This is a genomic window from Anaerococcus obesiensis (genome assembly GCF_016599815.1).
Taxonomy (GTDB): domain Bacteria; phylum Bacillota; class Clostridia; order Tissierellales; family Peptoniphilaceae; genus Anaerococcus; species Anaerococcus vaginalis.
Map to the genome: position 1 here is coordinate 1,511,233 of NZ_CP067016.1, position 14,966 is coordinate 1,526,198.

The 14,966-nt window shown below is 28.2% G+C and carries 20 protein-coding genes; 19 read left to right on the forward strand and 1 reads right to left on the reverse strand.

Translation table 11 applies throughout. From position 1 onward, the window contains the following. The first annotated feature begins 44 nt into the window (after positions 1-44). The 15 genes from I6H46_RS07620 (at position 45) to I6H46_RS07685 (ending at position 8,440) form a co-directional block, all read left to right on the forward strand. A complete protein-coding gene (locus tag I6H46_RS07620) occupies positions 45-602 on the forward strand; it encodes a TVP38/TMEM64 family protein (protein ID WP_234287343.1) in 558 nt (185 codons plus the stop codon). After that, positions 602-1,285, forward strand: a complete 684-nt coding sequence (locus I6H46_RS07625) for a TIGR04283 family arsenosugar biosynthesis glycosyltransferase (RefSeq protein WP_019117754.1) — start codon at positions 602-604, stop codon at positions 1,283-1,285. Before I6H46_RS07620 ends, I6H46_RS07625 begins: the two co-directional genes overlap by 1 nt. Positions 1,286-1,293: 8 nt before the next feature. Then, entirely contained in the window at positions 1,294-1,998 is a 705-nt protein-coding gene (locus tag I6H46_RS07630) for a (Fe-S)-binding protein (RefSeq protein ID WP_234287344.1), read from the forward strand. A gap of 68 nt (positions 1,999-2,066) precedes the next feature. Continuing rightward, positions 2,067-2,252: a hypothetical protein gene (locus I6H46_RS10130; protein ID WP_234287345.1), complete on the forward strand. Its 186-nt coding sequence runs from the start codon at positions 2,067-2,069 to the stop codon at positions 2,250-2,252. Positions 2,253-2,262: 10 nt separating this feature from the next. Further along, positions 2,263-2,682, forward strand: a complete 420-nt coding sequence (locus I6H46_RS07635) for a C-GCAxxG-C-C family protein (RefSeq protein WP_019117752.1) — start codon at positions 2,263-2,265, stop codon at positions 2,680-2,682. An 88-nt stretch (positions 2,683-2,770) separates the two neighbouring features. Continuing rightward, on the forward strand, positions 2,771-4,111 hold the full coding sequence (gene glmM / locus I6H46_RS07640) for a phosphoglucosamine mutase (RefSeq protein WP_019117751.1): 1,341 nt from the start codon (positions 2,771-2,773) through the stop codon (positions 4,109-4,111). Positions 4,112-4,114: 3 nt separating this feature from the next. Next, positions 4,115-4,435 carry a hypothetical protein gene (locus tag I6H46_RS07645; RefSeq protein WP_019117750.1) on the forward strand — a complete coding sequence of 107 codons (321 nt, stop codon included), beginning with the start codon at positions 4,115-4,117 and terminating at the stop codon, positions 4,433-4,435. Positions 4,436-4,514: 79 nt separating this feature from the next. Further along, the gene (gene rpmG, locus I6H46_RS07650) at positions 4,515-4,664 is read left to right on the forward strand and encodes a 50S ribosomal protein L33 (protein ID WP_004816546.1); all 150 of its coding nucleotides are present in this window, start codon (positions 4,515-4,517) and stop codon (positions 4,662-4,664) included. A 14-nt stretch (positions 4,665-4,678) separates the two neighbouring features. Then, the gene (gene secE, locus I6H46_RS07655; RefSeq protein ID WP_004838712.1) at positions 4,679-4,861 is read left to right on the forward strand and encodes a preprotein translocase subunit SecE; all 183 of its coding nucleotides are present in this window, start codon (positions 4,679-4,681) and stop codon (positions 4,859-4,861) included. 7 nt (positions 4,862-4,868) lie between these two features. Further along, a complete protein-coding gene (gene nusG, locus I6H46_RS07660) occupies positions 4,869-5,462 on the forward strand; it encodes a transcription termination/antitermination protein NusG (RefSeq protein ID WP_019117749.1) in 594 nt (197 codons plus the stop codon). Between the two features lie 63 nt (positions 5,463-5,525). Beyond that, positions 5,526-5,960, forward strand: a complete 435-nt coding sequence (gene rplK, locus I6H46_RS07665) for a 50S ribosomal protein L11 (RefSeq protein ID WP_004838714.1) — start codon at positions 5,526-5,528, stop codon at positions 5,958-5,960. Positions 5,961-5,997: 37 nt separating this feature from the next. Further along, positions 5,998-6,708, forward strand: a complete 711-nt coding sequence (rplA, locus tag I6H46_RS07670; RefSeq protein ID WP_019117748.1) for a 50S ribosomal protein L1 — start codon at positions 5,998-6,000, stop codon at positions 6,706-6,708. A gap of 201 nt (positions 6,709-6,909) precedes the next feature. Then, on the forward strand, positions 6,910-7,458 hold the full coding sequence (gene rplJ / locus I6H46_RS07675) for a 50S ribosomal protein L10 (RefSeq protein ID WP_019117747.1): 549 nt from the start codon (positions 6,910-6,912) through the stop codon (positions 7,456-7,458). A 39-nt stretch (positions 7,459-7,497) separates the two neighbouring features. Continuing rightward, complete coding sequence (gene rplL, locus I6H46_RS07680) at positions 7,498-7,878, forward strand: 50S ribosomal protein L7/L12 (protein WP_019117746.1); 381 nt, start codon at positions 7,498-7,500, stop codon at positions 7,876-7,878. Positions 7,879-7,990: 112 nt separating this feature from the next. Beyond that, positions 7,991-8,440: a Fur family transcriptional regulator gene (locus tag I6H46_RS07685; RefSeq protein ID WP_019117745.1), complete on the forward strand. Its 450-nt coding sequence runs from the start codon at positions 7,991-7,993 to the stop codon at positions 8,438-8,440. 41 nt (positions 8,441-8,481) lie between these two features. On the opposite strand, the gene I6H46_RS07690 is transcribed toward I6H46_RS07685, so the two are convergent. After that, the gene (locus tag I6H46_RS07690; protein WP_019117744.1) at positions 8,482-9,195 is read right to left on the reverse strand and encodes a heparan-alpha-glucosaminide N-acetyltransferase domain-containing protein; all 714 of its coding nucleotides are present in this window, start codon (positions 9,193-9,195) and stop codon (positions 8,482-8,484) included. Between the two features lie 87 nt (positions 9,196-9,282). On the opposite strand from I6H46_RS07690, the gene I6H46_RS07695 reads away from it, so the two are divergent. The 4 genes from I6H46_RS07695 to pepD all read left to right on the forward strand — a co-directional run bounded on the left by I6H46_RS07695 (position 9,283) and on the right by pepD (position 14,936). Beyond that, positions 9,283-10,569 (forward strand): bifunctional folylpolyglutamate synthase/dihydrofolate synthase, encoded by a 1,287-nt coding sequence (locus tag I6H46_RS07695; protein ID WP_019117743.1) that lies wholly within the window; start codon positions 9,283-9,285, stop codon positions 10,567-10,569. Positions 10,570-10,793: 224 nt separating this feature from the next. After that, complete coding sequence (locus I6H46_RS07700) at positions 10,794-12,311, forward strand: YfcC family protein (RefSeq protein ID WP_019117742.1); 1,518 nt, start codon at positions 10,794-10,796, stop codon at positions 12,309-12,311. A gap of 13 nt (positions 12,312-12,324) precedes the next feature. Continuing rightward, positions 12,325-13,536, forward strand: coding sequence for a peptidase T (gene pepT, locus I6H46_RS07705; RefSeq protein WP_019117741.1), 1,212 nt, complete (start codon positions 12,325-12,327; stop codon positions 13,534-13,536). Further along, positions 13,536-14,936, forward strand: a complete 1,401-nt coding sequence (pepD, locus tag I6H46_RS07710; protein ID WP_019117740.1) for a beta-Ala-His dipeptidase — start codon at positions 13,536-13,538, stop codon at positions 14,934-14,936. Before pepT ends, pepD begins: the two co-directional genes overlap by 1 nt. Positions 14,937-14,966 lie beyond the last annotated feature (30 nt).

Sequence of the window (14,966 nt, forward strand, 5' to 3'; positions counted from 1 at the left end):
ATTTTTTGGTTAGAAATATTAGTATACAACATATAAAAAAATGGGTGCTTATAAATAACAAATGGGCAGCTATAATATATATTTTAACCTTTATAATTTTACCAATTTTCTTTTTCCCTGTTCCGGTAATAGTTGTAGCTGGTGGAAGTTTATTTGGATTAACAAAAGGTTCAATTTATACTTTTATGGCTGTTATTGTAAATACAACAATAATGTATTTTCTTGGTAGATTTTTATTTAAAGATTTTGTAAATTCTTTTGTAGAGAATCATGTAAGTGAAAAAATAAAAAATGCACTTTTTAGCAAAAATCAAAAAGTTTTATCCTTAGTTTTATTTATAATAAGGCTAAGTCCAATTTTTAGCTATAATCTAGTAAACTATATATCAGGTATAACTGAAATAAAATTTATCCCTTATATCCTGACTACAATTATAGGAGTTTTACCAGGAATTATAGTGTTTATAAATATTGGAGAAAATGTATTAAAGATTGGAAGTAAAGAATTTTTTGTTAGTTTATTATTTTTATTTATTTTAGTAATAATTTCTGCTATAATTTCAAAATTATTTTTAAAAGATAGTGTAAACAAGGAGAATTGATGGTAACAATAATAGTCCCTACATATAATGAAGAAGAAAATATAAAAAAATTTCAAAATAATTTAAGTAAATTAGAGGGTGATTTTGAAATTATTTTTTCTGATGGATTTTCAACTGATAGGACTTATGACTTAATCAAATATAAAAAAATTAGACAAGCAAAATACAGGTCAAACCAAATGAATAAAGCTGTAAAATATGCACAAGGAGATATTCTTTGGTTTTTGCATGCAGATTCTATTGTAGATCCTTTGAGTATAAAAAAAATTGAAGAAAGTGATTTAGATGCTGTTGGATGTTTTAAGCTAAAATTTGATAAGAAAAATTTACTTTTACAAATGATTGAAATAGGATCTAATTTAAGAGTTGACATAAGAAAAATTGCATTTGGAGATCAAGGAATATTTATAAAAAAATCATTATTTAAAAAACTAGGAGGATATAAGCCAATTCCATTAATGGAAGATTATGAGTTTTCAATTATGTTAAAAGAAAATGATATTCCAATAAAACGACTAAATACACCCATAACAACATCATCTAGAAGATATATGAAAAATGGAATTTTGAAAACTAATAGGATGATGCATAAATTGCAAAAAACTTATAGAAAAGCTAGAAAAAAAGGATATGTAAATAAAATTATAGATGATATATATAATGTTTATGAGCAAAAAGAATAGGAGAAGTTTTGGGAGATCAAAAAAATATTGTAAGTAAAATAAAAGATGAATGCATTAGATGTGATATTTGTAAAAATAATTGTAGCTTCTTAGAAAAATATAATATAAATCTTTTAGAATTTGTAGATAGAAAAGATTTAAGATATTCTTGCTTTATGTGTAATAAGTGTGAGTCTGTTTGCCCAAAAAACCTATCGGGAAGAGATCTTGCTTTAGAAATGAGAAAGAAAAAACCTAGAGGAGTTTTAAAAACAAAATTTATTAAAAATAATTATAAATTTTCAAACAATAGTAAAAAAAAATCAAAAGATTTGCTCTATTTGGGATGTAATTATCCAGGTTTTTTTCCTGAAACTTCGAAAAAGTTAATAGATATTTGCAAAGAAAAAGGAATTGATTATAGTGTAGATTGCTGTAAAAAACCAGTTTATGAAAAAGGAGGATATGCAAAAATAAGTCAGATAAAAAAATTATGTAAAATTAAAAATGTAGGAAGGCTTATTTGTTGTTGTCCAAATTGCTATCATTTTTTGAAAGATAAGATAGATATAGAAGTTATCAGTATATATAAATTTTTAAAAGAAAATAATATAGGTCAAAAAATCAAAGGAGAAGTTAATATATTCTTTCCTTGTAGTGATAGATATAATAAAGAAATATTTCAAGATATAAAGTACTACATAAAAGATTATAAAAATCCCTATAAAAAATAAACTGCTGCGGTCTTGGAGGAGGAGCTATAGACTGTGAAAAAGATTTAGTAAAAGACATATCTAATTATATGAAAGAAAAAAATGAAGACAATATTTATACCTATTGTTCATCTTGCTCTGGAATTTTTACTAATCAATATAAACTAAATAATGTTAAAAATATTTTATCTGAAATTTTAGGTGTGAATGAAAGTGCATCATCAAATTATGGAAAAAATATTTTGAAATTTAAATTTAAAAATTATAGAAAGTAGGAAAAATATTATGGACTATGAAAAGATAAATGAAATGATGGAAAAAGGATATAATTGTAGCCAAGTCGTTTTTTGCTATTTTGCAGAGGACTATGGAATAGATAAAAAAACTGCTATGAAACTTGCAACTCCTTTTGAGATGGGAATATATGAAAGCAAGACTTGTGGAGCACTATCTGCAGCATATATGATTCTTGGATTGAAATATGGATCAACAGACTTTGATGATAGAATGAAACTTTTAAAGAAAATCAAAAAATTAAACGAATTATTTGATGGAAAAATGAAAGCTAAAAATTGCAAAGAGTTATTATCTATGGAGATTTTAGAAGATGATAATATGAAATTGGCTGAAGAAAAAGGTTTATTTGAAAGTGTCTGTACAAAATCAATAAAAACAACAATAGAAATATTAGAAGAATTATTATAAATAAAGTAAAAATGCAATTTTATATAACAAGAACTTGAATCAATGAACTTACTAATCTATAATTATATTAGTAAATTAGGAGGTTAGAATGAAATATTTTGGAACAGACGGATTTAGGGGAGAAGCTAACCAAGATCTTACCCTTTATCATGCAATTAAAATTGGAAGATTTTTAGGATATTATTTTAATAAAGAAAAAAATGGAAACGGAAAAATTGTAATAGGCAAAGACACGAGAAGATCATCATATATGTTTGAAGATGCCTTATCAGCAGGGATAACTTCATCAGGCTCTGATGCATATCTTCTTCATGTAACAACAACTCCTTCAGTATCTTATGTAGTTAGAAGTGAAGATTTTGATTGTGGTGTAATGATAACAGCAAGCCACAATCCATATCATGATAACGGAATAAAAATTATAAATTCTGATGGAGAAAAAATGGATGATGAATTTTTGCAAAAATTAGAAGATTATATTGATGCGGATATTAAAGATATTGATTTAAAAATTGGAGAAGAGATAGGAAGAACTCATGATTTTGTTGGTGGAAGAAATAGGTACACAGCATTTTTAATTCAAACTGTATCAAAATCTTTTAAAGGCAAAAAAGTAGGACTAGATTGTGCAAATGGAGCTGCATCATCAATAGTAAAAAGTGTTTATGATGCTCTAGGAGCAGAAACCTACGTAATAAATAATAATCCTGATGGCTTTAATATAAATGTGGATTGTGGTTCAACACACATTGAAGTTTTACAAAAATATGTAAAAGAAAATAAACTTGATTGTGGATTTGCTTATGATGGAGATGCTGATAGGTGTATAGCAGTCGATGAAAATGGTGAAGTTGTTGACGGAGATGCTATTCTTTATATTTGTGGAAAACACATGAAAGAAGAAGGATATTTAGAATCAAATACAATTGTAACAACAATAATGTCAAATATAGGCTTGTACAAAGCACTAGACAAAATTGGAATAAATTATAGCAAGACAAAAGTTGGAGATAAATATGTCCACATAGAAATGAGCGAAAATGGATATGAACTTGGTGGAGAACAATCAGGTCATATTATTTTTTCAAAATATGCAAACACAGGAGATGGAATTTTAACTTCACTTAGATTAATGGAAGCTATGATAGACAACAAAACAAGCCTATCAGAATTGAGAAGAGATTTAAAAATTTATCCACAAGTTTTAAAAAATGTAAGAGTAAATGATAAAAAAGCTGTATTAAATGATGAATCTATAAAAAATATTATAGAAAAAGAAAGTGAAAGTCTAAAAGATACAGGAAGAATTTTAGTTAGAGAAAGCGGAACAGAACCATTGATTAGGGTAATGGCAGAAGCAGAAACAGAGGAAATCGCTGATAAAAAAGTAAACAATATAGTAGAAGCAATAGAAAAAAGCGGACTTTAATTAATGAAAGATTATCTTACAGGTAGAGAGATAAATATAAAAGAAGCTGTACTTGTAGTAGGAAATAAAATATATTCAAAAAAATCTTATATAAGCATGGACACAAGAAAATTAGAAGGCTATCCGCCAAAAATATTTTATGATAAAAATAAAAATTATTTGGGGAAAATTTATGACGAAGGAGTATATGAGCTTTTAGATATAGAAGAAATACTTCTTGATTATAGCGATTCATGTTTTTCTAATCACGACTTAGATGATCTTAGAGATTTTTTAATAAATAAAAGAAAAAAACTTTATGAAAGCCTAGAAAAAAGTCAATAAAAAATATTGACAATATTGTAATTTGATGGTAATATATGTGTTTGTATGGGACTATCCATATAAATTAGGAGGTGTTTTAATGGCAGATAAAGTAAAACTAGAATGCACAGTTTGCAAAAATAGAAATTACGATACTACAAAAAACAAAAAGAACACTCAAGAAAGACTTGAGCTTAAAAAGTATTGTCCTTTCTGTAAAAAACACACTGTTCATAAAGAAACAAAATAGTAAGGAGTTTTAAAATGGCTAAGAAAAAAGATGGATTTTTTAAATCTGTAAGTAGAGAATTCAAAAAAATCACATGGCCAACAAAAAATGAAACTTTAAATTACTCATTACTTGTTATTATTGTCAGTGTGATTACAGGACTTCTCATTTGGTTATTAGATATAGTCTTTGGAAACATGCTTGGATTTTTGATGTAGGTAAGATATGACTGATTTATCTAATAACAATAATTCAAATGAACCAAACAATACTAAAGAAGAAATTGATTCTAAAGATTCAGAAAAACAACCAAAATGGTATGTAGTTCACACATATACTGGCTACGAAAATAGGGTCAAAGATAAGATCCAAATGATGATAGACAACGAACAAAATCCTGATATCATCGATGTAACAGTGCCAGAAGAAGAGTATGTTGAAGTAAAAAATGAATCAAAGAAACTTAAAACAAGAAAATTATTCCCAGGTTATGTAATGGTAAAGATGAATATTACTAACAGATCTTGGTATATAATTAGAAATACTCAAGGCGTCACAGGCTTTGTAGGACCAGATTCTAAACCTGTTCCATTAACAAAAAGAGAGGTAAGAAAATTTGGTATTAAAGAAGATAAGCCTGTACTAAATATTAATATAAATGTAGGAGATAATATAAATATTATCCAAGGACCATTTAAAGATTTAGTAGCTGAAGTAAAAGAAGTTGATACAGACAAACAAATAATTAAAGCTTTAATTGATATGTTTGGAAGAGATACAATTATTGATTTAAGTTTCGAGGATATTGAGACAATTTAAACTGGCTTACGTAATGTAAGTGGGAGGGGATAACCCGCCAAAAACCACAAAGGAGGATTTAATATGCCAGCAAAAGAAAAAGAAGTACAAGCAAAAGTTAAATTACAAGTACCAGCAGGAAAAGCTACACCAGCACCTCCAGTAGGTACAGCACTAGGACCACACGGAATCAACATCATGGAATTCGTGCAAGCATTTAATGCTAAAACAGCTGACCAAGCTGGAATGATAATACCGGTTGAAATGACAATTTATAAGGATAGATCATTTGATTTTATCACCAAAACACCACCAGCACCAGTATTAATCAAAAAAGCTATAGGACTTGAAAAAGCAAGTGGAGAACCAAACAAAAATAAAGTTGGTTCAATAAAACTTGAACAAGTAAAAGAAATAGCTGAAACTAAGATGCAAGATTTAAATGCTGCAAGCCTAGAAGCTGCAATGAGCATGATAAAAGGCACATGCAGAAGCATGGGAATTACTGTAGAGGAATAAGTGGAAGAGGAAACTCGTTATACCACAAGGAGGCAACATGGCTAAAAAAGGTAAAAAATATATAGAATCAAAAAAATCTTTTGATACTCAAAAAGAATATGAATTATCAGAAGCATTAGATATAGTTGAAAAAACTGCAAAAGCAAACTTTGACGAAACTGTAGAATTACACGTAAGATTAGGTGTAGATTCAAGACATGCTGACCAACAAGTAAGAGGTACTGTTGTACTTCCACACGGAACTGGTAGAGATGTTAAAGTACTTGCAATTGTAAAAGATGATAAAGTTGAAGAAGCTTTAAATGCAGGTGCAGACTATGCAGGTAGTGAAGAATATACAGATAAAATCCAAAAAGAAAACTGGTTGGATTTTGATGTAATAGTAACAAGCCCTGACATGATGGGACAAGTAGGTAGACTTGGTAGAGTTTTAGGACCTCAAGGATTAATGCCAAACCCTAAATCAGGAACTGTAACAAATGATATTGCAAACGCAATTAAAGAAGTAAAAGCAGGTAAAGTAGAATATAGAACAGATAAAAACAATCTAGTTCACGTACCAACTGGAAAAGTTTCATTTGGTAAAGAAAAATTATCAGACAACTTAAAAGCTTTAATCACTGCTATTGTTAAAGCAAAACCAGCTTCAGCAAAAGGAAAATATTTAAAATCAATTACTATTGCTTCAACAATGGGTCCTGGAGTAAAATTATCTCCAGCAAGAGCAATGGACTTGGTTGAAAAATAAAAAAATATTTGACAACATATATATCAAGTGATATACTATCATAGTCAAATAAATAGGCTACCAAAGACTACGGAGACTTAATAGTTTAATTATTCCGTATAGGTGGGAATAAGAATCTACATCCCCACCGATGTAGGCATAATAATTATGCCTAATTGTGGGGATTTTTATATACCTACCAAAAGCCATAGGAGGTGAAATATGTCTGAAAAAGCTATACAACAAAAACAAGTAATTGTTAATGAAATAGTTAAAAAAATTGAAAATGCTAAATCAGTTACTCTTGTAGAATTTGATAAAATGGATGTAAAAGAAATTACTGATTTACGTAACAATTTTAGAGATGCAAATACTGAATACAAAGTATACAAAAATACTATGATGAGATTTGCATTCCAACAACTAGGATTTGACCAATTTACAGAAGAGCTAAAAGGTTCTAACGCACTAATTTTTTCAAATGAAGAAATGGTTGATGGACCAAAAGTAGCAAGAAAATACATCGTTAAAGACGATGCAAACAAAGATAAGCTTATAATTAAATCTGGTGTAGTTGATGGAAACTATCAAACTCCAGACGAAATGTTAGCAATTGCAAAATTACCAGGACAACAAGAACTTGCTTCAATGCTTGTTAATACATTACAAGCACCAATTAGAAAACTTGCTGGTGATTTATCACAAATCAATGCAAAACTTGTTTATGCACTTGATGCAGTTAGAGAAAAAAAAGAAAACGAAGCAGCTTAATATAATAACAATTTAAATTAAAATATCGGAGGATTAAAAATGTCAGAAAAAGTAACAAACTTATTAGAAGAAATTAAAGAACTTACAGTATTAGAACTATCAGAATTAGTAAAAGCATTAGAAGAAGAATTTGATGTAACAGCTCAAGCTACAGTAGCAGCAGCTCCAGTAGCTGCAGCAGGAGCAGCTGAAGCAGGTGCAGCAGAAAAATCAGAATTTGATGTTGTATTAAAATCAGCAGGTGCTTCAAAAATTAACGTAATCAAAGTAGTTAAAGAAGTTACAGGTCTTGGATTAAAAGATGCTAAAGCATTAGTTGATGGAGCTCCAAAACCAGTTAAAGAAGGCGTAGCTAAAGACGAAGCTGAAGAATTAAAATCAAAATTAGAAGAAGCTGGTGCAGAAGTAGAATTAGCATAGTTTCTATTTATAAAAAGGCTCAATTGAGCCTTTTTTCTTTGCGAAGATTGACACTTATTAGTTTATAATGTATATTAAAAATGAAGGATTTTAATTTTGGAAAGAGGAGAATATGAAAGAAATTATTGATTCTCTTGAAAATGTCGATCAAAATAAAAAATTTGAGATTGAAAAACATATACTAAAAAAACATGGGATTAGAGTTAGTCATCAAAGGCTAATGATACTAGATTTTCTTGTGAATAATAGAAATCATCCAACTGCTGATGATATTTATAAAAATTTAAAATCTTACGATCCTATTATATCTCAGGCAACGGTTTATAATACTTTAAATTTATTTGTTGAAAATAATATAGTAAGTGAATTAGATTTTAATCAATCAAGAAAAAGATATGATTTTTATCAAAAAAATCATTCTCATTTTATTTGTGAAAAATGTGGAAATATTCTGGATTTAAATGTTGATATCGACAATCTAAAATTAGAAGAATTAGAAGGCTATAAAATAAATAGTGTAGATATAACAATTAGAGGAATTTGTCCTAATTGTAAAAAATAAAAGAAGGCGATAAATTATTTTTTATTTATCGCCTTCTTTTGTTATTTAATTATTTCAAAAACAAAATAAACAAGGGCATATATTATTATCTGGTGGGAGAGGTAAATTTTTAGGGAATTTTGACCGATTTTTGCAAGAAAAGAATTTTTGCCGTAATGATTATAAAAATTTTTTTCTATTAAAATTTTTCCTATGATATAACCGCTCATATAAGCAAAAAACCACGGAATAATTGGGAAATAATCCGTTGAATGAAAGCTATTTGATGGAAATCCTAGAATAAATAAATTTTTATTATATAAAGAAAGCTCTATATTTTTACTTAAAAATTTTCCGCTAGGTAGGCTATAAGTTATGGCAAACAAGATAATAAAAATAATTAGTAGGTTTTTGTTTATTTTTATATTTTTTTGTAAAAAAGATATTATTATCATTGATAGACCAAGACCGTTTAGTACCCCAAAAATTATTAATTGGTCGGGTACAAAAAAATATGTTATTAAAGTAATTAAAATTCCTAAGATTGAAATTATTATTCCACGTTTTAAATTCATTTTCCAATCAAGAAAATTTGAGCTGATTCCTGAAATTATGAAAAATGATATGGCTATGGATAATTGCCAAATTTTATTTATATAAATATTATTGTACCAGTCAAGCCTTGTGTATAGGTTTATATCATAACAAAGATGAAATAATACCATAGATATTATTGTAAAGCCTCTGTACTTATCTAGTGTGTAGTTTCTTTTCATTTTCTTTCCTTTAAAATAAGAGTGTCCATTATTATTTTACTTTATTTTTTATTATAATATAATATTTGTGTTAAGAAAGAGGTAGAAATGATTAAAGATAAAGATTATTATTTGGATTGGATTTATGGAAGAGGAAATTCTGCTGGCAAAAGGAGAGATTTATCGGATATAAAGGCTTTACTAAATGAGCTTGGAAATCCTCAAGATAAAATAAAGGTTATTCATATAGCAGGAACAAATGGAAAGGGTTCTACTGCAAATTATATTGCAAATACCCTAGCAAAAACTTCTAAGTGTGGATTATTTACTTCTCCTTATATGATTGAAATAAATGAAGAAGTACAAATAAATGGAAAAGCAATTAGTGATGAAGATTTTTTTTCTTATATAAACTTAATTAGACCTATATGTGAAAAATTGGATGTAAGAGGATTAAAAAATACATATTTTGAGGTTATGACAGCTCTTATGTATAAGTATTTTTATGATAAAAAAGTTGATGTATGTGTTGTTGAAACAGGTTTGGGAGGAAGATTGGATTCTACAAATATTGTACAAAAACCTCTTGCTACTATTATTACAACAATATCAATGGACCATACAAATATTTTGGGTGATACTATTGAAGAAATTGCTTGGAATAAGGCGGGAATTATTAAAGAAAATGTTCCTGTATTTATTTATCCTCAAGTTCAAGAAGCCCTTGATGTCATTTTAAAAGAAGCGAATGAAAAAAATTCTAGGATTTATAAATTTGATTTTGATGAGATAAAAATAAAAACTCAAAATTATAACTACAATGAATTTGATTTTAGAAATTATAAAAATATAAAAACTTCTTTAATAGGAAAGGTTCAAATTTATAATGCTTGCAATGCTATAAATTTTTTGGATTATTTTAAAGAGGAATTTTTCTTGGATGAGAATATTATTAAAGAGGGGATATTTGAAAGCAAAAATTCGGGAAGGATGGAACTTATTTCTAAAAATCCAAAAGTTTTAATAGATGGAAGTCACAATAAAGAATCAATAGATGCTTTAATTAAATCATTAAAATTATTCAAATATAATAGGCTTATAGTAGGTTTTTCTGTTTTAAAAGATAAGGATTATGATTATATTATAGAAAATTTGTCATCAATAGCAGATGAAATTGTTATAACAAAAGTTGATAATCCAAGAGCATTTGATTTAGGTAAATTGGAAAAAATTGTTGGAGAAAAATTTACAAATATTAAGGCAATAGATAATATAAAAAATGCTTACGAATATTCAAAACAAATAGCTAAAGAAAATGATTTGGTTTTGTGGTGTGGATCTCTTTATTTGATTGGAGAAATAATCAAATATGAAAAAATGAATAAAGATATATAAAATTATTATATTTATAAAAAAGATTTATCTAAAAACAAATAAATGCTTTAATATTTATTGATTACTATAAATAAATATGATAGTTAGATAAAATTAAGTGAAAAAATATAATTATAGCAATTAAATCACAAATATGATTCAATCTTTTAGATTGATTGCTCAACATTACAATATTATTGACAATCTTAGTTAAAACCTGTATGGTTTGAATTGGAGGTATAATTATGAGTGAAAAAAAGAAAAAGAAATTTAAGTTTCCTTCAGCTTTTACTGTACTATTTATAGTTTTAGTATTAGCTTCTATTTTAACTTACCTAGTACCAGCAGGTTCTTATGATAGGTTAGAGTATAATAAGGAAGAAAATGTATTCATAAGAAGTGGAGTTGATGGAGAGGAAGAAAAACTTCCAGCAACTCAAGATGTTTTGGATAAGTTAAAAATAACTGTTCCATTAAAAAGTTTTGTCAAGGAAGATATTAAAAAGCCTGTAGCTATACCAGGATCTTACCATAAGCTTGATCAACAACCACAAGGTTTTCTAAAGGTAGCTAGAGCACCAATAGATGGTGTAGCTGATTCTATAGGAATTATTGTTTTTGTATTGCTACTTGGTGGTTGTATTGGAGTTTTAAATAAGACAGGTACTTTTGATGCGGGAATTGCTGCTTTGTCAAAACTAACAAAGGGAAAAGAATTTTTGATGGTTGCAATTTTATCAAGTATTGTTGCTCTTGGTGGAACAACTTTTGGAATGGCAGAAGAAACAATTGCCTTTTATCCTATTTTAATGCCAATATTTTTAGCATCAGGATTTGATGCTATGGTAACAATTGCTGCAATTTATATGGGCTCATCAATAGGAACAATGTTTTCAACAACAAATGCTTTCTCAGTTGTAGTTGCATCAAATGCTGCAGGAATTTCCTTTAAAGAAGGAATGGGTGTAAGAATTATAAGCTTAGTTTTAGCTCAAGCTATTTCTCTTTGGTATATCTATAGATATTCTAAAAAAGTTAAAAAAGACCCATCAAATTCTATAATTGAAGAAGATATGCCTAGAATTAAAGATCAATATCTAAAAGATTATGATCCAGATAATGTAGCACCATTTAATTTTAGAAGAATTGCAATGCTTGTTGTATTTATGCTAGCATTTCCTATAATGATTTATGGTGTTATGAATTTAGAATGGTGGTTTGAAGAAATGTCAACCTTGTTCTTGGTAGTTGGAATTTTATTGATTATTCTATCAGGTTTAGAAGAACAAGATGCAGTTGGATCATTCTTAGATGGAGCAGCAGATCTAGTATCAGTTGCCTTAATCATAGGAGTAGCTAGGGGAATTAATATAATTTTAGATGACGGAATGATTTCAGATACAATGCTTTATGGAGCATCAAATATTATTAGCGGAATAAATGGAGTATTATTCTCATCAGTACAAATGATTTTATTCTCATTCTTGGGAATTTTTATTCCTTCATCATCAGGACTTGCTACTTTGTCAATGCCAATTATTGCTCCACTTGCAGATACAGTTTCTCTTGGAAGAGATGTTGTAGTATCAGCATATAATTTTGGACAAGGTTGGATGGCAATAATAGCTCCAACAGGATTAATTTTGGCAACTCTCGAGATGGTAGATGTTTCATATAATAAATGGATTAAATTTATTGCACCATTAATGGGAATATTGTTAGTATTAGCTATAGTTATGTTAGGAATACAAACTGTAATTTAGAAATGGAGAATCTATGCTAGACAAATTTTTGAAATATGTTAAATTTGATACTCAAAGTGATGACAAAAACGAATCATGTCCATCAACACCAGGACAAATGAAACTTGCAAAAGTTATCGTTGAGGATTTAAAAGAAATTGGAATTGAAAATGCTCATGTAGATGAAAATGGATATGTTTATGCATCAATTGAGGGAACAGTAAAAAATGTTCCTACAATTGGTTTCATTTCTCACATGGATACAGCTTTAGAATTAACAGGTAAAAATGTTAATCCTCAAATTATTGATTCATACAAGGGTGGAGATATTGTTTTAAACGAAAAATATAAATTAAGTGAAGAAGAATATCCATTTTTAAAAGAATTAGTAGGACATAAATTAGTTACAACCGATGGAACAACCTTGCTTGGAGCAGATGACAAGGCTGGAATTGCTATAATTATGGAAATAGCAAAATATTTCATGGAAAATAGAGATTTAAAATTCGGAGATATAAAAATAGGATTTACACCAGATGAAGAAATTGGTAGGGGAGCAGATCTATTTGATGTAGAAAAATTTGGAGCTGACTTTGCCTATACAATTGATGGGGGACCTGTTGCAGAATTAGAATATGAAAACTTTAATGCTGCAACAGCAAAAATTCATATCGAAGGAAAATCAGTTCATCCAGGAGCTGCAAAAAATGTTTTGATAAACGCTCTTCTAGTAGGCCAAGAATTAAATTCAATGCTTCCAGTAAATGAAAGACCAGAATATTCAGAAGGATATGAAGGATTTTTTATGCTAGATGAAATTTATGGAACATCTGCTGAAGTTGATATTGTTTATTTGATAAGAGATTTTTTCACAGACTCATTTAACGAAAAGAAAAAATTATTAGAAGAAATAGTAAATTTCCTAAATAAAAAATATGATGATATAATAGATTTAAAAATAGAAGATTCTTATTACAATATGAAAGAAAAAATCGAGCCATGTATAGAAATTGTTGAGCTTGCAAAAGAATCAATCAAAAAAGCAGGCATGGATCCAATTGTAAAACCTGTAAGAGGTGGAACAGATGGAGCAAGTCTTTCATACAAAGGACTTCCAACACCTAACCTTTTTACAGGTGGATACAATTTCCACGGTAGATATGAAATTTTATCAGTAGATATAATGGAAAAATCACTCGAAGTTCTAAAAAATATTGTAGAGTTAAATGCTAAGGAGAGTAAATAATGGAAAAATTACAACCAGAAAGAGTTTTTTATTATTTTTCAAAATTAATGGAAATTCCAAGACCAAGCTTTCACGAAAAAAAAGTTTCTGATTTTTTAGTAAAAACAGGAAAAGAATTAAATCTTGAAACATATCAAGACGAAAGTTTAAATGTAATTTTGAAAAGAAAAGCATCTAAAGGATATGAAAATGCACCAAAAGTAATTTTGCAAGGTCACATGGATATGGTTGCATCAAAAACAGAAGATTCAAACCATGATTTCCTAAAAGATTCAATAATTCCAGTAATTGATGGAAAATATTTAACTGCAAAAGATACAACTTTAGGAGCAGACAATGGAATTGCTGTTGCTATGGGATTAGCTTTGCTTGAAGATGAAAATTATGTTGGACCACAAATTGAATTATTAGTTACTACAGAAGAAGAAACTTCAATGGCAGGAGCTTTGAACTTGGCAGATGATGTACTTGAAGGAGAATATTTAATAAATATAGACTCAGAAGAAGAAGGAGTCTTAACAGTTGGTTCTGCTGGAGGAATTACAATTTTTGTAGAAGAAAAAATTGGACAAGAAGAACAAAAAGATGGTTATGAAATAAAAGTTTCAGGCTTACTAGGTGGACATTCAGGAATGGATATAAATGACAATAGAGGAAATGCTCTAAAAGTATTTGCATCCATTTTAGATAATTTAAATTCAGATATAACAATAGGAGAATTTACAAGTGGAAGTCTTGATAATATAATTCCATCATCAGGAAGCGTGAAAGTTTATGGAGCAAAATTAGAAGAATTAGAAGAAGCTAAGAAAAATACTCTAGATAAATTTAAAGATGTAAAAGGCGAATTAAAAATAGAAATTAACGAAGCAAGCGGAAAAAGTTATTCAAAAGAATTATCAGAAAAAATAATAAAAATGATAGCAAATGTAGCTTGTGGAACAAATACTATGATGAAAGATGGAGAAACAGTAGAATCCTCAGATAATTTAGCCCTAATAAAAGAAGAAGACGGATTTATTAAAAGTGAAATTTCTTTAAGATCTTCAGATAATGATGCACTAGAAGAATTATCCAAAAAAATCAGGACAGTTATAGAAGATTTAGGAATTAATTATAGAATTGATTCAATATATCCAGGATGGGAATACAAAGAAGATTCAAAACTTAGACCACTAGCTCAAAAAGTATACAAAGAATTTGAAGGAAAAGAATTTGATACGATAGTAATACACGCTGGACTAGAATGCGGAGCATTTTATGAAAAATATCCAAATCTAGATATAATTTCAATAGGACCAAACATAACAGGAGCTCACTCTCCAGAAGAAAAAGTTGAAATAGAATCAGTACAAAGAGTGTATGCATATTTAAAACAATTACTAAAAGAAATTAAATAAGCTAGTAAAAATAATTTTTAATAGATGATG